General features: G+C 56.9%; 26 protein-coding genes. 16 read left to right on the top strand and 10 right to left on the bottom strand.

Features of this window, described 5'->3' with window-relative positions; all coding sequences use genetic code 11:
- The first annotated feature begins 28 nt into the window (after nucleotides 1–28).
- On the top strand, nucleotides 29–1,426 hold the full coding sequence (locus AC2D8P_RS09415) for an aminotransferase family protein (protein ID WP_484702223.1): 1,398 nt from the start codon (nucleotides 29–31) through the stop codon (nucleotides 1,424–1,426).
- Between the two features lie 54 nt (nucleotides 1,427–1,480).
- On the opposite strand, the gene AC2D8P_RS09410 is transcribed toward AC2D8P_RS09415, so the two are convergent.
- Nucleotides 1,481–2,194: a winged helix-turn-helix transcriptional regulator gene (locus AC2D8P_RS09410; protein WP_484702222.1), complete on the bottom strand. Its 714-nt coding sequence runs from the start codon at nucleotides 2,192–2,194 to the stop codon at nucleotides 1,481–1,483.
- Between the two features lie 169 nt (nucleotides 2,195–2,363).
- Here AC2D8P_RS09410 and AC2D8P_RS09405 point away from each other — a divergent pair, with 169 nt between their 5' ends.
- Entirely contained in the window at nucleotides 2,364–2,636 is a 273-nt protein-coding gene (locus AC2D8P_RS09405) for a DUF4242 domain-containing protein (RefSeq protein ID WP_484702220.1), read from the top strand.
- Between the two features lie 43 nt (nucleotides 2,637–2,679).
- Here the strand turns inward: AC2D8P_RS09405 and AC2D8P_RS09400 are convergent, their stop codons facing one another.
- Nucleotides 2,680–3,546 (bottom strand): LysR substrate-binding domain-containing protein, encoded by an 867-nt coding sequence (locus AC2D8P_RS09400; RefSeq protein ID WP_484702218.1) that lies wholly within the window; start codon nucleotides 3,544–3,546, stop codon nucleotides 2,680–2,682.
- Nucleotides 3,547–3,632: 86 nt separating this feature from the next.
- Between AC2D8P_RS09400 and AC2D8P_RS09395 the strand changes: the two genes are divergently transcribed.
- On the top strand, nucleotides 3,633–4,043 hold the full coding sequence (locus AC2D8P_RS09395; protein WP_484702217.1) for a GFA family protein: 411 nt from the start codon (nucleotides 3,633–3,635) through the stop codon (nucleotides 4,041–4,043).
- Nucleotides 4,044–4,045: 2 nt separating this feature from the next.
- The gene (locus tag AC2D8P_RS09390) at nucleotides 4,046–4,240 is read left to right on the top strand and encodes a DUF1059 domain-containing protein (RefSeq protein ID WP_484702216.1); all 195 of its coding nucleotides are present in this window, start codon (nucleotides 4,046–4,048) and stop codon (nucleotides 4,238–4,240) included.
- 49 nt (nucleotides 4,241–4,289) lie between these two features.
- Here the strand turns inward: AC2D8P_RS09390 and AC2D8P_RS09385 are convergent, their stop codons facing one another.
- A complete protein-coding gene (locus AC2D8P_RS09385) occupies nucleotides 4,290–5,591 on the bottom strand; it encodes an ATP-grasp domain-containing protein (RefSeq protein WP_484702214.1) in 1,302 nt (433 codons plus the stop codon).
- Between the two features lie 176 nt (nucleotides 5,592–5,767).
- Between AC2D8P_RS09385 and pdxR the strand changes: the two genes are divergently transcribed.
- The 6 genes from pdxR to AC2D8P_RS09355 all read left to right on the top strand — a co-directional run bounded on the left by pdxR (nucleotide 5,768) and on the right by AC2D8P_RS09355 (nucleotide 14,849).
- A complete protein-coding gene (pdxR, locus tag AC2D8P_RS09380; protein WP_484702213.1) occupies nucleotides 5,768–7,225 on the top strand; it encodes a MocR-like pyridoxine biosynthesis transcription factor PdxR in 1,458 nt (485 codons plus the stop codon).
- Between the two features lie 142 nt (nucleotides 7,226–7,367).
- Complete coding sequence (gene xsc / locus AC2D8P_RS09375) at nucleotides 7,368–9,146, top strand: sulfoacetaldehyde acetyltransferase (RefSeq protein ID WP_484702212.1); 1,779 nt, start codon at nucleotides 7,368–7,370, stop codon at nucleotides 9,144–9,146.
- Between the two features lie 21 nt (nucleotides 9,147–9,167).
- Nucleotides 9,168–10,175 carry a phosphate acetyltransferase gene (pta, locus tag AC2D8P_RS09370; protein WP_484702210.1) on the top strand — a complete coding sequence of 336 codons (1,008 nt, stop codon included), beginning with the start codon at nucleotides 9,168–9,170 and terminating at the stop codon, nucleotides 10,173–10,175.
- A 102-nt stretch (nucleotides 10,176–10,277) separates the two neighbouring features.
- Nucleotides 10,278–13,073 carry a molybdopterin oxidoreductase family protein gene (locus AC2D8P_RS09365; protein ID WP_484702209.1) on the top strand — a complete coding sequence of 932 codons (2,796 nt, stop codon included), beginning with the start codon at nucleotides 10,278–10,280 and terminating at the stop codon, nucleotides 13,071–13,073.
- A 139-nt stretch (nucleotides 13,074–13,212) separates the two neighbouring features.
- Nucleotides 13,213–13,974 (top strand): 4Fe-4S dicluster domain-containing protein, encoded by a 762-nt coding sequence (locus AC2D8P_RS09360; RefSeq protein ID WP_484702208.1) that lies wholly within the window; start codon nucleotides 13,213–13,215, stop codon nucleotides 13,972–13,974.
- A complete protein-coding gene (locus tag AC2D8P_RS09355; protein WP_484702207.1) occupies nucleotides 13,974–14,849 on the top strand; it encodes a dimethyl sulfoxide reductase anchor subunit family protein in 876 nt (291 codons plus the stop codon). Before AC2D8P_RS09360 ends, AC2D8P_RS09355 begins: the two co-directional genes overlap by 1 nt.
- 4 nt (nucleotides 14,850–14,853) lie before the next feature.
- On the opposite strand, the gene AC2D8P_RS09350 is transcribed toward AC2D8P_RS09355, so the two are convergent.
- The 3 genes from AC2D8P_RS09350 to AC2D8P_RS09340 are packed head-to-tail and all read right to left on the bottom strand — an operon-like array spanning nucleotide 14,854 to nucleotide 16,920.
- Complete coding sequence (locus tag AC2D8P_RS09350; RefSeq protein WP_484702206.1) at nucleotides 14,854–15,657, bottom strand: metal ABC transporter permease; 804 nt, start codon at nucleotides 15,655–15,657, stop codon at nucleotides 14,854–14,856.
- The gene (locus tag AC2D8P_RS09345) at nucleotides 15,647–16,432 is read right to left on the bottom strand and encodes an ATP-binding cassette domain-containing protein (RefSeq protein WP_484702205.1); all 786 of its coding nucleotides are present in this window, start codon (nucleotides 16,430–16,432) and stop codon (nucleotides 15,647–15,649) included. Before AC2D8P_RS09345 ends, AC2D8P_RS09350 begins: the two co-directional genes overlap by 11 nt.
- The gene (locus tag AC2D8P_RS09340) at nucleotides 16,429–16,920 is read right to left on the bottom strand and encodes a Fur family transcriptional regulator (protein WP_484702204.1); all 492 of its coding nucleotides are present in this window, start codon (nucleotides 16,918–16,920) and stop codon (nucleotides 16,429–16,431) included. The genes AC2D8P_RS09345 and AC2D8P_RS09340 overlap by 4 nt, the downstream gene beginning before the upstream one ends.
- 66 nt (nucleotides 16,921–16,986) lie before the next feature.
- Here AC2D8P_RS09340 and AC2D8P_RS09335 point away from each other — a divergent pair, with 66 nt between their 5' ends.
- Nucleotides 16,987–17,943, top strand: a complete 957-nt coding sequence (locus AC2D8P_RS09335) for a zinc ABC transporter substrate-binding protein (protein WP_484702202.1) — start codon at nucleotides 16,987–16,989, stop codon at nucleotides 17,941–17,943.
- 17 nt (nucleotides 17,944–17,960) lie between these two features.
- Here AC2D8P_RS09335 and hemC read toward each other — a convergent pair whose 3' ends face one another.
- Nucleotides 17,961–18,920 (bottom strand): hydroxymethylbilane synthase, encoded by a 960-nt coding sequence (hemC, locus tag AC2D8P_RS09330; protein ID WP_484702201.1) that lies wholly within the window; start codon nucleotides 18,918–18,920, stop codon nucleotides 17,961–17,963.
- Nucleotides 18,921–19,019: 99 nt separating this feature from the next.
- Here hemC and hemE point away from each other — a divergent pair, with 99 nt between their 5' ends.
- The gene (gene hemE / locus AC2D8P_RS09325; RefSeq protein ID WP_484702200.1) at nucleotides 19,020–20,048 is read left to right on the top strand and encodes a uroporphyrinogen decarboxylase; all 1,029 of its coding nucleotides are present in this window, start codon (nucleotides 19,020–19,022) and stop codon (nucleotides 20,046–20,048) included.
- A 2-nt stretch (nucleotides 20,049–20,050) separates the two neighbouring features.
- Here the strand turns inward: hemE and AC2D8P_RS09320 are convergent, their stop codons facing one another.
- Complete coding sequence (locus tag AC2D8P_RS09320) at nucleotides 20,051–20,398, bottom strand: hypothetical protein (RefSeq protein ID WP_484702199.1); 348 nt, start codon at nucleotides 20,396–20,398, stop codon at nucleotides 20,051–20,053.
- A 236-nt stretch (nucleotides 20,399–20,634) separates the two neighbouring features.
- Here AC2D8P_RS09320 and AC2D8P_RS09315 point away from each other — a divergent pair, with 236 nt between their 5' ends.
- Genes AC2D8P_RS09315 through AC2D8P_RS09300 form a run of 4 tightly spaced genes read left to right on the top strand, consistent with a single transcriptional unit; the run spans nucleotide 20,635 to nucleotide 24,070 of the window.
- Nucleotides 20,635–21,003 (top strand): DUF1636 family protein, encoded by a 369-nt coding sequence (locus AC2D8P_RS09315; protein ID WP_484702198.1) that lies wholly within the window; start codon nucleotides 20,635–20,637, stop codon nucleotides 21,001–21,003.
- Nucleotides 21,000–21,935 (top strand): threonine-phosphate decarboxylase, encoded by a 936-nt coding sequence (locus AC2D8P_RS09310; RefSeq protein ID WP_484702196.1) that lies wholly within the window; start codon nucleotides 21,000–21,002, stop codon nucleotides 21,933–21,935. Before AC2D8P_RS09315 ends, AC2D8P_RS09310 begins: the two co-directional genes overlap by 4 nt.
- Nucleotides 21,932–22,834, top strand: coding sequence for an adenosylcobinamide-phosphate synthase CbiB (cbiB, locus tag AC2D8P_RS09305; protein WP_484702195.1), 903 nt, complete (start codon nucleotides 21,932–21,934; stop codon nucleotides 22,832–22,834). Before AC2D8P_RS09310 ends, cbiB begins: the two co-directional genes overlap by 4 nt.
- A 57-nt stretch (nucleotides 22,835–22,891) precedes the next feature.
- Nucleotides 22,892–24,070, top strand: a complete 1,179-nt coding sequence (locus AC2D8P_RS09300) for a lytic murein transglycosylase (RefSeq protein WP_484702194.1) — start codon at nucleotides 22,892–22,894, stop codon at nucleotides 24,068–24,070.
- Nucleotides 24,071–24,077: 7 nt separating this feature from the next.
- Here AC2D8P_RS09300 and AC2D8P_RS09295 read toward each other — a convergent pair whose 3' ends face one another.
- Both AC2D8P_RS09295 and AC2D8P_RS09290 read right to left on the bottom strand, forming a co-directional pair.
- Nucleotides 24,078–24,440 (bottom strand): hypothetical protein, encoded by a 363-nt coding sequence (locus AC2D8P_RS09295; RefSeq protein WP_484702193.1) that lies wholly within the window; start codon nucleotides 24,438–24,440, stop codon nucleotides 24,078–24,080.
- Nucleotides 24,441–24,523: 83 nt separating this feature from the next.
- Nucleotides 24,524–25,327 carry an SDR family NAD(P)-dependent oxidoreductase gene (locus AC2D8P_RS09290; protein WP_484702192.1) on the bottom strand — a complete coding sequence of 268 codons (804 nt, stop codon included), beginning with the start codon at nucleotides 25,325–25,327 and terminating at the stop codon, nucleotides 24,524–24,526.
- Nucleotides 25,328–25,331: the final 4 nt, after the last annotated feature.

Genomic DNA, 25,331 nt, shown 5'->3' with positions numbered 1-25,331 from the left:
TCCACGTTACATCTGAAAGGTCACCGCCATGGATGCAAGTTTTTCTCAGAACGATCTGTCCGCTGTTGTCGAGGCCGACAAGGCCCATGTTTGGCACCACCTGATCCAACACAAGCCATTTGAAACCAACGACCCCCGCATCATTGTCGAGGGCAAAGGCATGCGCGTCTGGGATCAAAACGGCAAAGAACTGCTTGATGCGGTGTCCGGCGGCGTCTGGACTGTTAACGTTGGCTATGGCCGTGAATCCATCGCCAAGGCCGTCTATGACCAGCTGATGAAACTCTGCTATTTCGCCCAGACTGCAGGCTCGATCCCTGGCGCACAGTTCGCGGAAAAGCTGATCAGCAAAATGCCCGGAATGAGCCGCGTTTACTACACCAACTCCGGCTCTGAAGCGAATGAAAAAGTCTTCAAAATGGTGCGCCAGATCGCCCATAAACGCTACAACGGCAAGAAGACAAAGATCCTTTACCGCGACCGCGATTATCACGGGTCTACCCTGGCCACCATGTCGGCCGGCGGTCAGGATGAGCGTACTGCACAATACGGCCCCTTCGCCCCAGATTTCGTCCGCGTTCCGCATTGCATGGAATACCGCAAGCACGAACTGGGCATGGAAGATCTGTCTGGCGAGGCGTTCGGTGCTGCATGCGCCCAAGCCATTGAGGATGTGATCCTGCGCGAAGGCCCCGAAACCGTTGGCCTGCTGTGTCTGGAACCTGTCACCGCAGGTGGCGGCGTGATCGAGGCCCCGGCGGGGTATTGGGAACGCGTTCAAGAGATCTGCGCGAAATACGAAGTGCTGCTGCACATCGACGAGGTTGTCTGCGGCGTTGGCCGGACCGGCACCTGGTTTGGCTATCAGCAATACGGCATCCAGCCTGATTTCGTGACCATGGCCAAAGGTGTGGCATCGGGATACGCAGCGATTGCCTGCATGACCACCACCGAAAAAGTCTTTGATATGTTCAAGGACAACACCGATGACCACCTGAACTATTTCCGCGACATCTCTACCTTTGGTGGCTGCACGGCTGGCCCGGCAGCGGCGCTGGAAAACATGCGCATCATCGAGGATGAAAATCTGCTGACCAATTGCGATGCAATGGGCGACCGGATGATGGGCAACCTGCAAGAGTTGATGGAAAAGCACAAAGTCATCGGCGATGTGCGCGGCAAGGGCCTGTTCCTGGGTGCCGAACTGGTCGCAGATCGCACCAGCAAAGAGCCGGTTGACGAAAAACTGGCAGCACAGGTCGCCGCAGAATGTGGCGCGCAAGGCGTGATCATCGGCGTCACCAATCGCTCGATCCCGAACCGCAACAACACCCTGTGCTTCAGCCCCGCGCTGATTGCCACAGCCGATGATATCGACCAGATCACCAATGCGGTTGATAATGCCCTGACCAAAGTCTTCGGCTAATCTGGCTATTCAAAACTTATCAAACCGGTCGCCGAAAGGTGGCCGGTTTTTGTTTCAGGTGTTTTCAAGGTCAAGCTGCAGAATTTCTTCGGCGTTTTCCTTGGTTCGCCGATACATCCATGTGTCGATTGTTCGGATCAAAAGCGCGTCCCCACTCATGTAAAGCCGCCCTTCTTCCAGTTCTCGTGCAGTGGTCGTGCGGTTTAATAGCATCGAGCTGAAGGACACCCGATCCGTTTCAATATACAAATCCACGTCAAACCCAGGAATGACGGAACAAACTTCGACCGGCGCAGCTGGCCGGGTCACGATCCAATAGGTATCATATTTAAGTCCCGGGTCGCTGAACCGTATCTGGATCACAATCTGCCGATTTGGCAGATGTTCGGGATAGATCAGATGGCGCATATAAAACATCAGCTTCGAGACATTGATGTTTTCCAAAGCCGTTCGTGCCTTGATGTTGCGTTGCGCCCATTTGGCCAGCGCATCCAGAGCCGGTTCCATGTCGATTGCCGCTTGGGTGCGCAGATAATCCACCTGCCCTGTCGCCGGGTCTGCGACCCGTTCCACCAATCCATGTTCTTCCAACTCTTTCAGTCGCTTTGACAGCAATGCCGGGGATATATTCCCAACGCTGCGACGTATTTCATTGAACTTGGATGTCCCGTTCCACATTTCCGTCAGGATCGGGATTGTCCAGCGCGGCTCCAACACTTCGCAGGCATGGGTAATGGGGCAAATCAGTCCGTAAGGTTGTGCGCTCATCTTCACTCCTCTCCAGAACCAATGCTACGCGATATCTGGGGCACAAGACTAGTTCACAATCTGTACCGGGTGCAGTTCACAATCTGAACTAGCCGTTCGATCCGGTTCTTTGACAGTATCAGTTCATCGCCAGAACCACCTACTGGCCGCACCAACGAGGAGACATAATATGAAACGATTTGTCATCGAACGCGACATTCCCGAAGTCGGCAATTTCGACCGTGAACAGTTAAAAGGCGCCTCTGCCACATCCAACGACGCGCTGAGCCAGCTCGCCCCGCGTGTTCAGTGGGAACATTCCTACGTGGCAGACAACAAGACCTTTTGTGTCTATCTGGCTGAAGATGAAGCCGCGATATACGACCATTCCAAACTCAGCGGATTTCCCGCCAACAAGATCACCCCGATATCATCGATCATCGATCCGACAACTGCGAATTAGGCCTCTCCCACTCACCGGCGGCAACTGTGGTCGCCGGTCTTTTTCACCCCTGCCGCAACAACCAGTTTACAACGGTTTTAACGGCGGGCCGCGCGGCATGGGTATTCCATTCCAGGTAATAAATGCCAAATCCACTCAACGGGAAAAATGCCTGCAGCTCTCCCTTTGCCAACTCCTCTTCGAAAAAGGGCATGGCTGTGAAAGATACCGCATCGCCGCGTTTGATCGCATCGACAATCAGGTTGCCAGGCATATGCGACACCGTGGTCGGGACCTTGCCCACCAGCCCATGCAGGCCGAACCAATAGGCCACTTCCTCTGTCCCCAATTCCTGCAGCCATGGATAATTCAACAACTGTGCAGGTTCAGAAATTGCCGTGTTTCCGATCAGTTTCGGCGAGGCAACCGCCGCCATATCCGCAACCAACACCGGCGTGACCTCCTGCGTCATTCGGCGGGCGTCGCCATAGCGGATCGCCACATCAACTCCACCCGGCCTAAGCTCGATCAGCTTGGAGGTCGGCTGAAACGACAAAGAGATATCCGGGTGCTCGCGCTGAAACTCCGACAGGCGCGGCATCAGCCATTTGACGGCAAAGGCGGGTGACATGGTGATCTGCACCGGGCGTTCGCCCTGATCCTCCGCGACCTCAGAAACGCCGCGCTGGATGTGTTCAAACCCCTGCGCCAGTTCCCGTGCCAAAACCCGCCCTGTCTCGGTCAGTTCGATTTTGCGCCCCGATCTTAGAACCAGCGCTGTCCCAAACCATTTTTCCAGGGCCCGCATCTGTTGACTGATCGCGGCATGTGTAACATTCAATTCAGCCCCGGCACGGGTAAAGCTGCGCGTTTCAGCCAAGCAATGAAACGCACGCAATGCATTCAACGGGGGAATTTTTGACCATCGCATCGTAAGTTTTCCTTACACTCAGGATAGATTGTTAAGTTGCCTCACACAAGAGAGCGCAGCATGATGGCCATACAGGAGGATTGAAAATGGGCGATATAACAGAACATACTGGGGGCTGCATGTGCGGCGCGGTTCGCTACCACATTCAGGGCGATTTCACCTATTCCGCCCATTGCCATTGCCGGTCCTGCCAACGCGCCATTGGTGCCGGATATGCCACGTGGTCAGCCTGCGCGCCGGAAGACTTCACTGTGACCAAAGGGGAGATTGCGATCTACAACTCCTCCCCCGGCGTCCAACGCGGGTTCTGCAATCAATGTGGAACATCGCTGACCTATACCGGCGATGATTGGACAGATGTGGCGTTTCTGTCGGCCACATTGGATGACCCGTCAGCCGCCAAACCAACATCCAACGTCTATCTGAACCACCAGCAACACTGGGCCCCAATCGATCCGGCCCTGAAACAATTCAAACAATTCCCATGGGAAGGCTGAACATGTCAGACACACATTCCTACAAATGCGCAGACTATCCGGGGATGGAAGACTGCCCGTTTAACGTCACGACAGCGACCGAGGGCGAGGTCTGGCAGCAGATGGAACTGCACGCGCGTGCCGCCCACGGCGAAAACCCTGATGAGTGGAGCACCGAGGACAAACAGTTTTTGGGGACGCTGATCAAAACCAGTTGAACGCACCGACACTCACACGGGGCGAAGGGCCGGGCAAAAACGCCCGGCCCTATGCTGTCCAGTAATCGGGGTAGTCGTTACCCTCTTGCGGCTGCAGATAAATCTTTGACCTGATCTCATGTTCCTTGGCGATCAGTTCCTGCGGAGTTTCGCCGCTGATCCACATTTGCTGCAACATCACGCCGGCCGCGGTCATGTCGCCCTCTGTCAGGACATCGTCGCGCGCCCGAGTGTGACGGATCAAAATACCCTCGTCCTGTTCCAGATGATCGACATAATTGTAATCCAATACCTCATCCACACGCCCCAACTGGGTTGCAGTGATCAGGACGATCAGGGTGTGATTGTGATCCTCGCCATCGCGCCACTTTCGCCACGGCGTGTCAGGCAGTTTCTGCCCGCTGGACACCAAGGTCAGATTGTCCTCGAACAAGGACGCGCCAAAGGAATACAGGTAATTATAGTGATAGCTGTGCGCCGCACGAGGGTTAATTTCTGTCAAGGCGATGGATCCATCCGGCATGATCCAAAACTCCAGATTGAAGAACTGGTTGCGATAGCCCAGTTCCGACATCCGGCCCATATAATCATTGACCCATGCCTCGATTTGTTCGGTCTGCTCAGACGATAGCGACAAGGGCGGGGTCAGATAGCCCAGCGCCTGATGGTTTGAAAAATAGACCTCTTCGGTCAGCGCATAATGAACAACCTCGCCATCAGCAGTGATGTAGCCCTCATAGCAATATTCAATTGCTGCGTTCATATCGACCAGATGTTCGGCCAGAAACGGCGGAACGACATCGGGCATCTGATCGCTAGGAATGTCCTTAGAAAAATTTTCGTTCTGAAAGGCGATCAGGTCCTGCAGTTCTGTATCGGATCGGTAATCCGCCAGCACCGCCCGCAGATCATCCGGCGTCTTGATTTTGAATATCCCCCGACCCAGAGATAGGGAGGTGTTTTTTAGCATAAACGGCCATTCGGCGATCTTTGCGATGATCTGCTCATCGCTCTCCGCCATGGGATCAATCGGGGCGAACCAAAAGGGATCTGACTCTAGCGTGCGCATCAGGTATTTGTTCATGCAGTACAAAAACGCCAACCGCGATACTGTTGGATTGCCCAGTTTTTCGTTGATCAGGATATGGTGAAACGCGTCCTTTTGCGCAAATCCCGCAACCGTCTGAATGCCCACATCCCGGCAGTCTTGGGCGATGGCATCAATTTCGGCCGGGACCCATGTTTTTGGCGACAAAATACGAACATCAACCCGGGATTTCATATCCTCAATGGCGTCCGCCATATAGGCTTGCGGGTTTAAAAATCCCACCACTTTTCTGGCGTCGTCCATGTTATTTCCCTCCAAAAAACAGCCCGCAATCTTGCACAAAAATTGATCCCTGTTCTGACAGATACGACCTGTTTCCGAGGATTTGCGATTTTACCCCGCAAACCCGGACGCCATCGACATGGAAAAGTCCTTAAGTCCAGATTGCCAACGATATCAGACCAGACTATGGTTTCGAAATGGCCATTTCCGAAGAAACATTTTTCCTGGGCAGCCGCTCAGAAGGCACCCTGCAAAGCCAGATTCAGCAGATGGTGGCAGAGGGCATACTGTCGGGCCGCCTGCGTCCCGGGGAAAAGATGCCATCGACCCGAAAACTGGCCAAGCATCTGGGGATCAGCCGGCTGACGGTGACACTGGCCTATACCGAATTGATTGCCGATGATTATCTGCGCTCTGCGGGGCGCTCTGGGTTTTATGTCTCCGAAACCGCGCCACCCCCGCCAGAGGTCCCGGCAGGCAGGTCGCGCGATCTGGTCGATTGGGGTCGGGCGATTGGTCAACGCTATTCCGGCGGGCAGTCGGTTGAAAAACTGCCCGGCTGGGAGGCGTATAAATTCCCGTTTGTCTACGGGCAGGCCGATCCCAGCCTGTTTGATCAGCAGAACTGGCGCCTATGCGCGCTGCAGGCTTTGGGCCGCAAGGAGTTTTCGTCGCTGACCGGGGATTATCAGGATCGCGACGATCCCAAGCTGATTGAATTTATCTTGCGCCATACCCTGCCTCGTCGCGGGATTCTGGCCCGACCTGAGGAAATCCTGATCACCGCCGGTGCGCAAAATGCCTTGTGGCTGGCAGCGCAGATCCTGCTGACCCAGCGCCGTACCGCCGCCCATGAAACGCCTTGTTACCCGGGCCTGCGTGAAATCCTGACCCAGGCGCGCTGTCACCTGAAACCGCTGCCAGTGGATCAGGACGGCCTGGACCCAGACATCATTCCGCAATCCACGGACGCCTTGTTCATCACACCCAGCCATCAATGCCCAACAACCGCAACGATGTCACTGGACCGGCGTACCGCGCTTTTGGAACGTGCGCACCGCGATGATTTCATCATCATCGAGGATGACTATGAATTCGAAATGTCCTTTCTCACCGCGCCCCTGCCTGCGCTGAAGTCATTGGATGAGGATGGCAGGGTTGTTTATGTCGGCTCCTTCTCGAAATCGCTCTTCCCGGGTTTGCGGCTGGGATATCTGGTGGGCTCTGAACCCTTTATCCGAGAGGCCCGCGCCCTGCGTTCGATCCTGATGCGCCATCTGCCCGGCCACATTCAGCGCACCGCCGCATTCTTTCTGTCGCGCGGTCACTATGACGCGCTGGTGCGCAAACTGCGCGCCGCCTATCACCGACGCCAACAGGTGATGGATAAGGCATTGCGACAACACGACATCCACATTTCTGGCCGCGCCATGTTTGGCGGATCTTCGTTTTGGATGACCACCCCCAAGGGCGTGCGCGTCGAGGATCTGTCCCAACGCTTGCGCAAGCGCAGCGTTCTGATCGAACCGGGTCTTCCCTTCTTTGATAATCCAGAGGATGGCCAGCGCCATTTCCGTCTGGCCTATTCGTCAATTCCGGCCGATCGCATCCCAAAGGGGATAGAGATTCTCGCCGAGGAAATGCAAAAGCCTTGACCAAACAACGGAGGCTGTGAATTTGGACCTATCAGAGGGTTGAAACTGGCCCTAATCCTGATCATGCTCTGGCCTTATGGTGCCAGAGGAAAATTTTTGCGCGGACTCACCTGCGCACCGACCAAACATAAGGAAACACCCCATGAAAATGACGACCGAAGAAGCCTTTGTAAAAGTCCTGCAAATGCATGGCATTGAACATGGTTTCGGGATCATCGGTTCCGCCATGATGCCGATTTCCGATCTGTTCCCCGCCGCTGGCATCACCTTCTGGGATTGCGCGCACGAAGTTAACGCCGGCATGATGGCCGATGGCTTCACCCGCTCGTCCGGCAAAATGTCGATGATGATCGCCCAAAACGGCCCCGGCATCACCAACTTTGTCACCCCGGTCAAAACCGCCTACTGGAACCACACCCCATTGTTGCTGGTCACCCCGCAAGCTGCCAACAAGACCATGGGTCAGGGCGGCTTCCAGGAAGTTGAACAGATGAACACCTTCAAGGACATGGTCGCCTATCAGGAAGAGGTTCGCGATCCGTCCCGTATTCCAGAGGTTCTGAACCGCGTTATCCTGAAGGCAAAACGCGCCTCTGCCCCCGCACAAATCAACATCCCGCGTGACTACTGGACCCAGGTCATCGACGTTGATCTGCCTGCCATCGTCGAATTCGAACGCCCCGGCGGCGGTGAAGAGGCGATCGCACAAGCGGCTGAACTGCTGTCTGACGCAAAATTCCCGGTCATCCTGAACGGCGCTGGTGTTGTTATCGGCGGCGCGATCCCGGCCTCCCAAGCTCTGGCCGAACGTCTGGACGCACCCGTTTGCTGTGGCTACCAGCACAATGACGCATTCCCCGGTTCCCACCCTCTGCACGCAGGTCCGCTTGGCTATAACGGCTCCAAGGCTGGTATGGAGCTGATCGCACAGGCCGACGTGGTCCTGGCACTTGGCACCCGTTTGAACCCGTTCTCCACACTGCCGGGCTACGGCATGGACTACTGGCCCAAAGACGCCAAGATCATTCAGGTCGACATCAACCCAGACCGCATTGGCCTGACCAAGAAAGTGACCGTGGGCATCATCGGCGACGCGAAAAAAGTTGCCACATCGATCCTGGCGCAACTGTCCGACACCGCGGGCGACACAAACCGTGATGAGCGCAAGGCAGAGATTTCCAAGCGCAAATCGGCATGGGCGCAGGAACTGACCTCCATGGATCACGAGGATGACGATCCGGGCACCACCTGGAACGAACGCGCCCGCAACGCGAAACCAGATTGGCTGTCCCCGCGCAAAGCATGGCGTGCCATTCAATCCGCCCTACCGAAAAACGCGATCATCTCTTCGGACATCGGCAACAACTGTGCCATCGGCAACGCCTATCCGTCATTTGAAGATGGCCGCAAATACCTTGCGCCGGGCCTGTTTGGTCCTTGCGGATATGGCTTCCCATCCATCACCGGCGCAAAAATTGCTTGCCCTGGCGTTCCGGTTGTCGGTTTCGCAGGCGACGGTGCTTTCGGCATCTCGATGAACGAAATGACCGCTGTTGGCCGTGGCGACTGGCCTGCGATCACCATGGTTGTCTTCCGCAACTACCAATGGGGCGCTGAAAAGCGTAACACCACCCTGTGGTACAGCGACAACTTCGTCGGCACTGAGCTGGATGAAAACGTCTCCTACGCTGCAATCGCTCAGGCCTGTGGTCTGGTCGGCGTTCAGGCCAAAACCATGGACGAGCTGACCGATGCGCTGGATACTGCGGTCAAGGCGCAGATGAACGAAGGTAAAACCACCTTTATCGAGGCCCTGATCAACCAGGAACTGGGTGAGCCCTTCCGTCGCGACGCGATGAAAGCCCCGGTTGCTGTGGCTGGCATCAGCAAAGACGACATGCGCCCACAAAAAGGCGCATAAGACAGGATCGGGCCGGACACGATGACAAAGACACCTCTGGAACTGTTGCTGTCTGATGCACCGGCCCAACGCCCTGTTATTTCCCTAAGTGAAGGCAGCGATCCCCGCATTGTCGCGGGGGCGCTGGCCGCCCAAAAAGCCGGAATTGCCAATATCATACTGGTTGGCAACGCCGCAGAAATTCGGGCCGAACTGGCCAGCCAAGGTGCCGCCCCCGGCAGTGGGGTAGAGGTGCACGATCCTGCGACCTCACCCTTGATCGACGATTTCACACAAGCATTTCATGAACTTCGCCGTCATAAGGGCGTGGATGAGGCCAAAGCCCGCGCCGCCGTCGCCACCCCACTGGCCTATGCCGCCATGCTCGTGCGCGAGGGCCACGCCACCGGCACCGTTGGCGGCGCGGTTCACACGACATCTGATGTTGTGCGCACCGCCATTCAGGTCATCGGCAAGGCCCCGGATGCCGCAATGGTATCGTCGTTCTTTCTGATGCTGCCCCCCGAAGGTGGCCGCGCCATGCTCTATTCCGATTGCGGACTGGTGATAGACCCGTCCGCAGAAGAACTCGCCGCCATCGCCGCAGCCTCTGCCAAATCCTGCCGCGCCCTGATGCGGGTCGAACCACAGATCGCCATGCTGTCCTTTTCCACCAAGGGCAGCGCCCGCCACCCCGCCGTCAGCAAGGTTTCTGAGGCGACGCAGATTCTTCACGATCAGCATCCAGATTTGAATGTTGATGGTGAACTGCAGTTCGACGCGGCCTTTGTGCCGGAAATCGGGGCCAAGAAATCCCCTGGATCCACAGTCGCCGGGCAGGCCAATGTGATGATCTTTCCAAATCTGGACGCCGGCAATATCGGCTACAAGATCACCCAGCGCCTGGGCGGTTACGCCGCCATCGGCCCGATCATGCAGGGGCTGTCCAAACCGGCCAATGATCTGTCGCGTGGATGCGTGGCCGAGGATGTGACACAGATGATCGCTGTCACGGCCCTTCAAGCCCAAGTCGCCCCGCCAGCATCATGAAAAATGTAAATTTCCCCGGTAATCCATAGAAATTGGAAAATCGGACTTCAAATCAACGCTCAACCGCGCCATTGTCGCGGGAAACAGCCAACAGGAAAAACAATGACCTTTCAGCAGCCCCAAATCGACACGTCGCCCAAGGTCTCTGACGAGGTCCGCAAAACCACCTGTTACATGTGCGCCTGCCGATGCGGCATCAACGTGCATATGAAGGACGGCAAGGTCGCCTATATAGAGGGCAACCGCGACCACCCGGTCAACAAGGGCGTCCTGTGTGCCAAGGGCAGTGCGGGCATCATGCAGGTCAACGCCCCCTCGCGCCTGAAGAAACCTTTGCGTCGCACCGGCCCACGCGGATCGGGCGAGTTTGAAGAGATCAGCTGGGAAGAGGCGATGAACACCGCCGTCGGCTGGTTGACAGAGCTTCATGAAACTGCACCGCATAAGCTGGCCTTTTTCACCGGACGCGACCAGTCACAATCCTTCACCTCATTCTGGGCACAGCATTTCGGTACGCCCAACTATGCGGCCCATGGCGGCTTCTGCTCTGTCAATATGGCAGCAGGCGGCATCTATACGATGGGTGGCGCGTTTTGGGAATTTGGCCAACCCGATTGGGAACATACCAAGCTTTTCATGCTGTTTGGCGTTGCCGAAGACCATGACAGCAACCCGATCAAGATCGGCATTGGCAAAATCAAGGCAAAGGGCGCCAAAATCATTGGCGTCAACCCGATCCGGTCTGGCTACAACGCGGTCGCCGATGAATGGGTGGGCATCACCCCTGGCACCGATGGGCTGTTCATTCTGTCCATGGTCCACTGCCTGATGAAGGCCGGTAAAATCGATCTTGATTACCTGTCGCGCTATACCAACGCCCCGGTTTTGCTGGATGCAGACGGGATGTTCATGCGCGATGACAACAACAAGCCACTTGTCATTGACCGCAAGTCCGGCCAGCTCTGCGCCTTTGACACGCCCGGCATCTTCCCCGACATCGGCGCCACGCATGAGGGCAACCGCACCGTGTTTCAGATGATGGCGGAAAAATACCTGTCAGAGGAATACGCGCCAGAGGCCGTCGCCGAACGCTGCGGGATTTCCGCAGGCCGCATCCGTGCCATCGCTGCCGAGCTGGCCCGAGTCGCCTTTGACGAGGCGTTCGAGATCGAACAGGAATGGACGGATTTCCGCGGCGAAAAGCACACCAAAATGATCGGGCGCCCGGTTTCGATGCACTCCATGCGTGGGGTGTCGGCCCATTCCAACGGGTTTCAGACCTGCCGCGCCCTGCATGTCCTGCAAATCATCCTGGGCACGGTCGAGGTTCCGGGTGGCTTCCGCTTCAAACCACCCTATCCGAAACCGGTTGAGGCGCACCCCACCCCGCACGGCCATGGCCGTCCCGGTCGCCCCCTGAATGGGCCGCATTTGGGCTTCCCCCGCGGGCCAGAGGATCTGCAGCTGGATGAAAACGATGTGCCGACCCGCATCGACAAGGCGTTTTCCTGGGAAAACCCGATGTCGGCCCATGGGCTGATGCATATGGTCATTTCCAACGCCCATGCGCAGGATCCGTACCCCATCGACACGCTCTTTATGTACATGGCCAACATGTCATGGAATTCCAGCATGAACACCTCGGGCGTGATGAAAATGCTGACCGATCGCAATGATGACGGCGGCTACCGCATTCCGCGCATCATCTATTCTGATGCCTATTCCTCGGAAATGGTGGCCTATGCCGATCTGATCCTGCCAGACACCACCTATCTGGAACGCCACGATTGCATCAGCCTTCTGGATCGCCCGATTTGCGAGGCCGACGCCGCCGCCGATGCGATCCGCTGGCCGGTGATTGAGCCTGATCGCGATGTGCGCGGCTTCCAATCCGTTCTGATTGAGCTTGGCGCCCGCATCGGCCTGCCCGGTTTCCTGAACGAGGACGGCACCCAGAAATGGAAAGACTACGCCGATTACATCGTTAATCACGAGCGCAGGCCGGGCATTGGCCCCTTGGCAGGCTTCCGCGGTGAAAATGGCGACAAAGTCGGACGCGGAGAGGTCAATCCAGAGCAATTGAACCGCTACATCGAAAATGGTGGCTTTTTCGTCGAACACATTCCGGCGGGAGCGGACTATTACAAACCCTGGAACGTGGCCTATCAGGATTGGGCCGTGTCGATAGGGATCTATGACAGCCCGCAGCCCTATCTGTTCCAGCTATACGTCGAACCGATGCGCAAGTTTCAACGCGCGGCAGAGGGGCACGGTGATCGCCAGCCTCCCGAACATCTGCGCGAACGTGTGAAATCCACCATGGATCCGTTCCCGATCTGGTACGCGCCGTTTGAAGACAACAATGTCGATGACGACGAGTTTCCAATTCACGCGCTCACCCAGCGGCCGATGGCCATGTATCACAGTTGGGGCACGCAAAACGCCTGGCTACGTCAGATCCATGGCGTGAACCCGCTTTATGTGCCGACAAAACTGTGGGAAGAGCACGGGTTCAGCGACGGCGATTGGGCACAAGTGACCTCGGCCCACGGATCGATCACCGTGCCGGTGGCCCATCATGGCGGCCTGAATGAAAACACGATCTGGACCTGGAACGCCATTGGCAAGCGTAAGGGCACCTGGGCCCTGTCCGAAGATGCGCCAGAGGCAACCAAAGGCTTTCTTCTGAACCACCTAATCCACGAGCTGCAACCGCCCAAGGGCGATGGGTTGCGCTGGTCCAATTCCGACCCGATCACCGGGCAGGCCGCGTGGTTCGATCTGCGCGTGAAGATCGAAAAGGTTGCGGCACCCGCAGAATGTGATCCGGCCTTTGAGCCGATCAAGTCTCCCGTCGGGCGTGGGCCTCAGGATCTGGCATGGAAGGTGGGAAAATGACATTTCGCACCGTCGCAATACCGACGCAACACCGACGTGATACAGCCTCCGGATTTTGTCCGCTTCCTTTCGCCCAAAATACCTCGGGGTCCGGGGCAGCGCCCCGGTCCGACCTATCAAAATCATGCGAGGCTCTCTCATGACCGACCTCCCATCCACCACGATGAAAAAACTCGGCCTGGTTATCGATCTCGATACCTGCGTCGGCTGTCATGCCTGCGTGATTTCCTGCAAAGGCTGGAACACTGAAAACTACGGCGCGCCGCTCAGTGACAAAGACGCCTATGGGTCAGAGCCCATGGGCACTTTCCTCAATCGCGTCCATGCCTTTGAAGTCAAACCAGAAATTGGTCCGGCCCAGACCGTGCACTTTCCAAAATCCTGCCTGCATTGCGAAGATGCCCCCTGCGTCACCGTCTGCCCCACAGGCGCCAGCTATAAACGGGTCGAGGACGGCATCGTTCTGGTGAACGAGGACAGCTGCATCGGCTGCGGCCTCTGCGCCTGGGCCTGTCCTTACGGCGCGCGGGAACTGGATCAGGTCGAGGGTGTGATGAAAAAATGCACCCTTTGCGTGGATCGCATCTATAACGACAACCTGCCCGAAGTCGACCAGATCCCATCCTGCGTCCGCACCTGCCCCGCCGGCGCCCGGCACTTCGGCGATTTTGCGGATCCCAATTCAAATGTCAGCAAATTAACGGCTGAACGCGGCGGCATGGATCTGATGCCCGAACAAGGCACCAAGCCCGTCAACAAATATCTGCCACCCCGGCCCAAGGACACGATGGAAGAAATCGATATCCTTGCGCCTCTTCTCGCCCCCGTCAGCGAAGACCCCAAAGGGTTCTTGGGCTGGCTCGACAAGGCCCTCGACAAACTGCCCGGAGGATCCGCCTGATGCATCCCGCACCTTCTGTCATCCTCTTTACTGTTCTATCCGGCGCAGGCTTTGGCATGCTGGCCTTTCTGGGGCTGGGCATTCCTGCGGTCACCGGTGGTGTAGCCTTTGTCATGTTCGGCATTGCCTTTGCCCTGGCGGTCGGTGGGCTTTTGGCCTCTACATTTCATCTGGGCCATCCCGAACGCGCGATGAAAGCGTTTAGCCAATGGCGCACCAGTTGGCTGAGCCGCGAAGGAGTACTGGCCGTCGCAGCCCTTGTTCTTATAGGAATTTACGCGATTGGCGTGATCTTCCTTGGCACGCGCCTGTCGCTTATCGGCTGGATTGGTGCGGCACTCAGCATCGCGACGGTCTACGCGACCTCAATGATTTATGCGCAGTTGAAGACTATCCCGCGCTGGAACCATCCGCTGACATCCGCCTATTTCCTGTCCCTGTCCATTGCAGGCGGGGCGCTTTTATCTGGCCAGGCGAAACTGTCTGGCATCCTGTTGCTTGTGGCGGGGGCCGTGCAGTTTCTGACGTGGAAATCCGGGGATACACGTTTTACCGAACGCGGCCACACGATTGAAACGGCGACCGGCCTGGGCAATATGGGCAAGGTCCGCCTGTTCGAGGGCCCACATTCCGGCACCAACTATCTGCTACAGGAATTTGTCTTTGTCGTCGGACGCAAACACGCCGAAAAACTGCGAATGATCGCGTTGACCACGATGAGCATCCTGCCCGCGCTCTTGCTTCTTGCTCTGCCTTCGGGGCATTTTGTGGCGCTCTTGGCCGTGATCCTGCACCTAGGTGGCACTATGGCATCGCGCTGGTTGTTCTTTGCAGAGGCTGAACACGTGGTCGGGCTTTACTACGACAAACGCTAAGGCGTCAGCGGGGTAACCTGCCCCGCAGCGCCCCCCCGACAACCAGCGACAGCACAAACCATACCACCGCAACCACCACGATGCTGGGACCGGCAGGCGTGTCATATCCAAGCGACATCCAAAGCCCGCCCAGAACCGACGCACTGGCCAGCCCAGCGGCCATCATCGCCATCTTTTCCGGCGTATCTGACAGCCCGCGCGCCGCTGCGGCTGGTATGATCAGCATCGCCGCGATCAGCAAAGCGCCCACAATCTTAATCGCCACGGCCACCACAAGAGCCAGCGCAATCGTCAGGATCAGCTCCTCCCGGCGTGGGTTGAACCCCGCCGCCCGGGCCAGTTCCTGACTCATCGATGTGGTCAGCAACGCTCCCCAACGCCACCATAGCAGCGCCAGAACGATGGCTGCACCCCCCCAGATCAGGGCGATATCGCCGCGACTGACCGCCAGAATATCCCCAAATAGATAGGCGTTCAGATCGATCCGCACAGTGTTCAGAAAACTGATGGCGACCAGCCCCACCGCCAGTGCCGAATGGGCCAGAACCCCCAACACCGTATCCAACGCATGCCCCCGATGGGACAGGATTGAGACTAGCACCGCCATCGCCAATGCCGTGACCAGAACGCCGGCGAAAACAGAAATGGAAAAACCAAACGCCAGCGCCACCCCCAACACTGCCGCATGGGCAGAGGCATCTCCGATATAGGCCATGCGCCGCCAGACCACGAAACAGCCCAAAGGCCCGGCGGCCAGCGCCACACCGATCCCGGCAAGCGCCGCGCGGATCAGAAAGTCATCCAGCATGGGCGTGGTCCTTTTCCTCGGCATGCGCATGGGCGTGATCGTGGGAATGATCATGCCCGCAGCCATCATCGTGACTGTGATCATGTTCATGTTGATAAAGCGCCAACGCACCGCCCGTTCCCTGCCCGAACAACGCCCTGTATTCCGGTGCAGCAGACACAACGGTGGGTGTGCCTTCGCAACAGACATGACCGTTCAGGCAGATCACCCTATCGGATGCGCTCATCACAACATGCAGATCATGGCTGACCAGCAGAACTGCGCAGCCGGTTTCACGGCGCACGTCTTCTATTAGCCTGTAAAAACTGGCAATTCCCGGCTGATCCATCCCTTGCGTCGGCTCATCCAAGATCAGAATTTGCGGATCCGTCAGCAAAGCGCGCGCCAGCAAAACGCGTTGAAACTGTCCGCCAGACAGGGCAGACATCTGCATCTTTTCAACCCCCGGAACACCGACCTGGTTCAACGCCTTGGCCTGTCTGGCGGCGGTTTGTTTTTGCGGTAAGGACAGAAAACGTGCCACGGTGATGGGCATTGTGCTTTCAACCCCCATCCGTTGTGGCACATACCCGACCCTGAGATTACGCGCGGCAGACACAGCCCCTTCGCGCGGCTCGACCACGCCCAACAAGGTTTTGATCAACGTCGATTTGCCTGACCCGTTCGGGCCAACCACGGTAACAATCTCACCTGGTTCGATCGACAGGGTAACATGGCTCAGAACATAGGCCGCGCCGTAGCCGACGCTCAGGTTTTGCGCAGAAATCAGGCTCATGCCGCAGCCCCCGCGCAGCCAGGACATTGGCCCACAACTTCCAAATTCATTCGCTCAACCGTAAAGCCCAGCGCCGTCGCTGCGCTATGTATCTCTGCTTGAACCGGCTCTGCATCCAGCTCTGCAATTGCCGAACAGGAATCGCAGATCAGAAACATCGGTCGGTGCCCGGTTTCCGGGTGCGTACAGGCGGCAAAGGCATTCAGACGTCGGATGCGGTGGGCCAATCCGTGTTCCACCAGAAAATCCAGCGCCCGGTAAACGACGGGCGGCTGGCTGCCAAATCCATCCGCAGATAGGCGTTCCAACACTTCATACGCCCCCATGGCGCGGTGAGCCTCCAGCAAAATCTCCAGCGTCCGGCGCCTGACCGGCGTCAGACGCAGCCCTGTCTGCCGGGCGTGTGTTTCGGCACGTGCCAGAGCATCAGAACTGCAATGGTCATGGTCATGCGGATGGAACGCAAGCGGAGTCGTTGAATTGGCCATTGCCTTACCTGAAATGTTATACTATTACGTTAATGATATATCATAACACTAACAGAGACAAGACACATGAACAGATCGATTGCCGCAGTGGCTGCACTATTCGCGCTTAGCCTTCCGGCATCCGCCGACGCCCCAAATGTCGTAACGGACATTGCCCCCGTCCATTCATTGGTTTCCAAGGTTCTGGGCAACCGTGGAACCGCTGATTTATTGGTGACCGGGCAGGAAGACCCGCACCATTTTCAACTGCGCCCTAGCCAGATTCGCGGCATCACTAGTGCTGACCTGATCGTCTGGGTGGGCGAGGAAATGACCCCGTGGCTGGACCAAACGCTGGAGGCCAACGCGGCGAACATTCCTCAGCTGGAACTGTTGCATCTGGAGGAAGACGATGGCGACGACCATGGAAATCATGAAGATGAGCACGATCACGAGCACGAGGATGAACATGCACCGGAGGACGAACATAACGGCCACGCAGACACACATTCCGATGGGCATCATCACGGCACGGATCCCCATGTCTGGCTGAACCCGGATACTGCCTCTCAGTGGCTCGAACATATTGCAGAGGCGCTGTCCGATCTGGATCCCGAATTCGCCGATGAATATCACGCAAATGCAGATCGTGCCCATGCGGAATTGATGGCTCTGAGCCATCAAATTCAGGACCAACTGGCCAATATCGAAACCATACCGGCCATCACCCTGCACGACGCCTACGGTCATTTCGAAGATCGCTTTGGAGTCACGATTGTGGGGCATCTGAAAGACAGTGACGCCAATGCGCCAAGCGCCGCTCGAGTGGCAGAACTGCAAACCCTTAATCAATCCGGGGCGATCGAATGTATCTTTACAGAATCATCCCATGATCCGGGCGCCATGCAGGAACTGGCCAATCAGTCAGGGTTGGAAATCCGCGTGGTCGACCCAATTGGCGCGTCACTGGAACCCGGCGCAGAGCTGTATGTGACCTTGTTGGAAAATCTGGCGGCAAGTTTCATGACCTGCGCTGACCACTAAACAGGGCGCAAATTCATTCAATGGCGCCAGTCAAAAAAACCGGCTGGCGCCCGCGACAGCAGGGCCTGGGCGACAGATCGGCCCAGCTCTGCCGCGTCTTCAATCGGGGCAGAGCCTGCATCAGACTGGCTTTCCGATCCATCCGGGCGCAAAATTTCCCCCCTTAGGTGGACTTGCCCCCCATCCAGTGTCGCCAAACCTGCAATGGGCGTCTCACAGGATCCATCCAGTGCCGCCAGATAGGCCCGTTCCGCCGCCAGTTGCTGACCGGTCGGAATGTGGTGGATGGCTTCGAGCATTTCGCCAACCCGGCTATCGGACTGCCGTCGTTCGATCCCGATCGCACCTTGCGCAACGGCGGGCAGCAGATCATCAACCTCAATCGGCGCCTTTGGAACGTCAGGCATGTTCAGACGGTTGAGTCCAGCCATAGCCAGAAAGGTCGCAACGGCCACCCCATCATTCAGTTTGCGTAGCCGCGTCTGAACATTGCCGCGAAATTCAACCACGTTCAGGTCAGGCCGCCGATTCAACAGCTGCGCCCGGCGCCGCAGGCTGGAGGTGCCGACAATTGCGCCCTCAGCCAATTCGGCAATCCCCGCTGCATGGGGCGATACAAACGCGTCACGCACATCCTCGCGCGGCAGGTAACAATCCAGAACCAGACCGGCGGGTTGTAAAACCGGCATGTCTTTCATCGAATGAACTGCAATGTCGATCCCACCCGACAACAGCGCCTCTTCGATCTCTTTGGTGAAAAGCCCCTTGCCACCCAGCTCTTTCAGCGGGCGGTCCTCGGCGATCAGACGGGCATTGTCGCCTGTGGTCTTGATCACCACAACGTCGAATGCTTCGACGGGCAGATCGAACGCCTCTGTCAGACGGTCGCGCGTTTCATACGCTTGAGCGAGCGCCAACGGTGATCCACGGGTTCCGATCTTCAGGGGCGCAGCGGGGGAGGGCAATGTCAAAGTCATACCCCCCTTTAATCGCGGCAAAATGCCATGGCAACGCCCATTGGCTTGACAAGCGGCTCAAGGCGCGAGACGAGGTGCCGCAGGCAAAGGATATCTGGCATGACAAAGAAGCTGCTACGCGCGCTGGCAGGAGAGGCGCAACACACACCCCCGGTCTGGATGATGCGTCAGGCGGGCCGCTATCTGCCCGAATACCGCGCGACACGGGCCCAAGCGGGGAATTTCCTGTCGCTGTGCTATCATCCTGAATTGGCGGCAGAGGTCACGCTACAACCCATCCGCCGATATGGATTTGATGCCGCGATCCTCTTTGCTGACATCTTGCTGATCCCACAGGCCTTGGGGGCTGATTTGTGGTTTGTCACCGGCGAGGGACCACGCCTATCAACGATTACCAGTGCGGCAGAGGTCGCAGCCCTGAAACCGACCGACGCCATTCATGATACCCTGTCACCAATTTGCGAAACCGTGCGCATTCTGTCCCGGGAATTGCCCGCCGAAACCACACTGATCGGGTTTGCCGGTGCTCCATGGACCGTGGCTACTTATATGATTGCCGGACGCGGCACGCCCGATCAAGGACCGGCCCATGCGCTAAAAGATCAGGATCGGACGTCATTTCAGGCATTGATCGACCGGATCACCGATGCCACGATCGAATACCTGTCAGCCCAGATCGACGCGGGCGCCGAAGTTGTCAAAATCTTCGACAGCTGGGCCGGATCGCTTAAGGGGCAGGATTTCACCGATTTCGCATTGGAACCAACCAAACGGATCATTACCGCCTTGAAACTGCGCCACCCAAACACGCCGGTCATCGCCTTCCCACGAGAGGCTGGCGATAAATACATCGGGTTTGGCAATGCAACTGGCGCCGATTGCGTGGCTTTGGACAATTCTGTATCGCCAGAATGGGCCGCCCAACATGTACAGGTGGATGGATGTGTGCAGGGCAACCTTGCGTCCCGCCACATGGTGACCGGCGGTCAAGAATTGGTCGATGAAACCCAAGCCATCGTTCGCGCATTCCGCGGCGGCCCGCACATCTTCAATCTGGGCCACGGCATCACGCCTGATGCCGACCCTGAAAATGTTCATCTGATGTTAGAGGCGATCCGCAGCGCCTGAGATCATGTCCCCAAGAGCGCGATGGGTGCGTTTTCGTCGCGCACGAAATCCAGGGGCGCACGATCCACGGCAGCTGTGCTGCGTTTGAAATCATAGCGCATCTCGCCCATTTCCTCTTCAGAGGCGACGATCAGACACTGATACAAATGTCGGGACCCGTCATATAGATCTACTAACCCGCGCAAATGCGGTGCGTCTTCGACATCCAAAGAAAACCCATCATCCCAAAAGCGCAGGACAGTATAAATTTCGTCCCCAACATGTACCCGCAACCGGCTTTTGCGTTGCAGGTCCCGCTTGCGTGCCTGATCCAGACCTTCCTGAACCTCTTTCGGTAAATATGTGCTCATGACGCTTTCCCCCACAGAAAACCACTAATGAGCTTTGCATAGATTCTGTTTCGGTCAAGTAAATTTTTCATGACAGTGAAATATTATTACTTTTGTTTCTGATTTGTTAACAAAGACCCCGTCATGCATGAGCAAAATCTGCCATTGTTTTCTGCGATCAAGCCTTCTTGATGAATGCTCGCTTGAAAGTCCCATTCGAATCCGTTTGATGGTCGACGGATTAACGGGATGAAACCATGACCACCTGGATAACTGTCTGCGACACCTGCAAACGAGATGACTGGGACGCCACGTCCGGTCAGCCCACAGATGGCGAACGGCTTGCCGATCTGATTGAGGCAAAGGCCAACGGCACCGTCCGCACCCGACGCGTTTCCTGTCTGATGGGCTGTTCACACAGCTGCAATGTGGCCATTCAAGGGGCGGGCAAGCTCAACTACACGCTCGGACGGTTCGAGGCGACCGAAGAGGCCGCACAAGGCATTGTCGACTATGCGACCCTGCACAGCGAAAGCGAAACCGGGCAGGTTCCGTTCCGACAATGGCCGCAGCCGATCAAGGGGCATTTCGTCACCCGTCACCCGCCATTGCCGGATAACGAATGACCGAAACACGTGATCACGGCGGCGCGCTTGACGCAGCGATCGCCACCTATGGCGGTCAACGCGCGGATTGGCTGGACCTGTCAACCGGCATCAATCCCGTCCCCTATGCGCTCGGAAAGATTTCGTCCGAGGCGTGGACGGCGCTCCCGGATCGGGGGGCAGAGGGACGGCTGGTTGGGGCCGCGCGGGTTTTCTGGAACATTCCCGATGATGCCGCAGTTCTGCCCGTACATGGGGCATCTGCCGCTATCGCCCGGATCCCGCATCTACTCTCACCCGGGCGGGTCCGCATTGATGGCCCAACCTATAACGAACACGCTGCCGCATTCGACGCCGCCGGATGGGCCGTTGATGCAAAACTGGCAAAGGCGCGTGTGATCGTGCATCCAAACAACCCGACCGGTGCGTTGTGGGATGGCAGCGAAAGCGCCGATAAACTGACCATCATTGATGAGAGCTTTTGTGACGTCACGCCCGATCAATCGTATATCGCACGCACTGCAAAACCGGGCACACTGGTGTTAAAAAGTTTCGGCAAGTTCTGGGGGCTCGCGGGATTGCGTTTGGGGTTTGTCATAGGTGCGCCCGACTTAATCGCCCAGCTGCGCGCCATGCTGGGCCCATGGGCGGTTTCTGGGCCTGCTCTGGAAATTGCCGCCCGGGCCCTTTCGGATCACCGTTGGGCTGAAGAAAGCCGTGAGCGGCTCCAACAAGATACCGATCGTCTGGATGCTCTTCTTGCTGGATACGACGCCCGGCTGGTCGGTGGCACGACGTTGTTTCGCCTGTACGAGGTTGACGATGCGGTCCGTTGGCAGCAGAAATTGGCCTCACACCATATTTTGACCCGGATTTTCCCTTATAGTCGAACATGGATTCGTTTTGGCCTGCCTGGCCCTGATCAATGGTCACGACTGGAGGCATCGTTATGATTTTGTTTTTGGCACTCCTACTGGACGCTGCATTGGGTGAGCCGCGCTGGCTTTGGTCGCGCATCTGGCACCCCGCCGTTGCCATCGGCCACCTGATCGGCTGGGCGGATGAGAGGTTCAATTATGAGGGCGCGCAACGACCAAATGGCGTGTTGCTATGTGCGTCTCTGGTCGCAGGGGGCGCCGTTGTAGGCATCATCATCTCTGAACTCCCCATTGGCTGGGTTCTTGAACTGCTTATCGTTGCCATTTTGCTTGCCCAACGCAGCCTGATCGATCACGTTCAAGCGGTTGCTGACGCCCTACGCTTGTCGGTGGGTGATGGTCGGCTGACGGTTGCGCGCATAGTCGGACGCGACACAACCGACATGGATGGCCCCGCCGTTGCACGTGCGGCGATTGAGAGTGCCGCTGAAAATTTCTCTGACGGGATCGTTGCGCCAGTCTTTTGGTATCTGCTTTTGGGCCTGCCCGGCATTCTGATCTACAAGGCCATCAACACAGCTGATTCCATGATCGGATATCGCACCCCGCGCCATCAGGAGTTTGGCTGGGCCTCGGCCAGATTGGACGATATCCTGAACTGGGTACCTGCCCGACTGACCGCCCTGATCCTGATGGCCTGCGGTGGAGCATGGTCTTCGGCGCAAGTGATTTGGCGCGACGCCAAACTGCACCGATCACCAAATGCCGGTTGGCCGGAGGCAGCGATGGCGGTTTCCCTGAATGTCGCCCTTGCCGGGCCACGAAGCTATACCGGTGAAATGCAAGAGTTCCCCTTTGTGCACCCCGCCGGAAAGCAGGACCCGGGTCCTGCAGAAATTGACGCGGCCATCAAACTGCTTTGGCGCGGTTGGATGGTGCTGCTGGTCATCGCGCTGTTGTCGCCATTAGCCTGAACATTGCAACCCATTCTCACTGCCGCTAGGCTCTGCCCAACTGGTGTGAGGTAAATGATGCAACGTTTTCTGGTCTCTTGGTTCTTTGCGATTGCTTGCAGTGTGACCCCCGCCCTCGCCACTCCATGCGGAGGCAGCTTTCAAAGTTTCGTCAATGACCTGAAAGCAGAGGTCCTCCAGCGCGGCCACAGCCGTGCTTCTGTCGATCAGTTTTTTGCCGGTGTCCAACAAGACAATCGCACACTACGCGCTGACCGGGCGCAAGGAATATTCCAAAAAGATTTCATCGAATTTTCCCGCGCATTGATCAGCAAAAACCGGATCGATCATGGCCGCCGCAATGCGGAACGGTATCGTACTGTATTTGATCAGATCGAACGGCAATATGGCGTATCACGCGGGGTTTTGCTGGCCTTTTGGGCGTTAGAAACGGATTACGGGGCCTTTCAGGGCGATTTCAACACGCTGAATTCGCTGGTAACGCTGGCCCATGATTGTCGTCGGCCAGAACTGTTCCGGCCTCAGGTTTTTGCGGCGTTTGAACTTTATAAAAAGGGTGGATTTGACCCCGTCAATACAACTGGCGCATGGGCCGGTGAAATCGGCATGGTCCAAATGCTGCCAGAGGATATTTTGCATAACGGCGTGGACGGCGATGGCGACGGCCGTGTCGATCTGAAACGATCCCCACCTGATGCACTGATGTCAGGGGCCAATATGCTGCGCGATCTGGGTTGGCGGCCGAATGAGCCTTGGCTGCAGGAAATCACCCTGCCCCGTGACTTCGACTGGTCCAAAACCGGGCTGGATACGGTCATGAAGGTTAGCGAGTGGCAGCGGTTGGGCATTCGTGCCCGCAACGGATCTTTGGTCTCTGGAAACCTTCAATCTTCCATTCTGCTGCCGATGGGCCGCAACGGGCCCGCCTTTATCACCTATCCCAATTTCCGCGTCTATTTTGAATGGAATCAAAGCTTTGTCTATGTCGCCACCGCCGCATATTTTGCAACGCGACTGGAAGGCGGGCCAATCTATGATGCGCGAAACCCATCCCCCGCGCTGAGCGGCGAAAACATGCAGCGCCTGCAGCGCAAACTGGAACAACGCGGCCACGACGTGGGTGGAATTGACGGTATTCTGGGTGCAAAAACCCGAGCAGCGATACAGCGTGAACAACAGCGCCTGGGCCTGCCTGCGGATGCCTGGCCGACATTGGATCTGCTCAATCGTCTTTGATAAAAATTCAGGAGGCTGGGCGCACCGGAAAACGCTGACCATCTTCTGTCAATACGACCAGGCGCGCGGCATTCACCACATACATGTCACAACGAGACGCCCCGTTTTGAAACTGAATACAGACAGTGCTGCCCTCTTGTATCTCATAAATCCCATAGGCCGTTCCGCCAAAATCATAGGTATAAGAATATCCACCGTTTGGGCCAAATTGTGACTGACCATCATCGTAAAAAATCAATGTTTGACCGGCTAACCGAGTGTGCAGAGCTTCGGCTGAAAACAACTCATCACCACCACGCAAGGCCCAATCCTGTGCCAACACGGGCGGTGCGATCATAAATAGCATAGCGATAGCGATCAAAAACTTCACATCGAACCTCTCAATGAAACTGCCGCAGTCTTGCACGATACCTGCCTGGAACGCGTTCACAATTTCATGACCAGATCCGGAGGTCAGTGGATCGGGGCGTGCACCGGATCCATCAGGCTGCGCCCCCCATCAACAGTCAAAATTTGCCCGGTCATGAAACCCGACGCTTCAGAGGCCAGAAACTGCACGGTTTCCACCAGTTCATCCGGGTTTGCGATGCGCCCGATCGGGGTTTTTGAAACAATTTCTTCCCGTGCGTCGGGGTTTTCTTTCAATTGTGCCTGCAAACTCGCGCTCAGCACACTTCCAAAGGCAACTGCGTTTACCCGGACCCGCGATTGGGCAAGCGATACTGCCAAAGAGCGGGTCATTTGATTTAGCGCCGCAATGCTTATGGAGTAGCCCAGTAAATCACCATGGCATCGCTTAGCAGCGATGTTTGACAGGTTGACGATAGAGCCTGCCTCTCCTTCCAAACCGTCTTCCTCTGCCTGCTGAATCATCCTCCGCGCAACTGCTTGCGACAGGCGTAACCCGGTCATCAGGTTTTGATCCAGCATCGTGCGCACCGATTGATCCTCCGCAGATGTCGGATCGGTGGTCAGAATCTGTCGGCTTGCGTTGACTAGGATATCAATCCGTTCAAACGCATCTATGGTTGTCGACAGCAAATTGGCAATTGTCAATTTTTCGCGCAGATCACCGGCAAAGTAGCGATAGTTGCTGCCTTCCGACGTTTCACCAAACTGTTCAGACAGTCCTTCGTCATCCATATCAGCGAATACAACATTCGCCCCGCAGTCCAGAAAATGCTGACCGATTGCCAAACCAACTCCGTTCGCGGCACCTGTAACAATCGCCGTCTTGCCTGCAATTGAAAATGTCATGATG

Source organism: Roseovarius sp. YIN77 (assembly GCF_057219155.1).
Note: the sequence above shows the minus strand (reverse complement) of the source record. Positions and strands in the feature narration are given on the sequence as shown.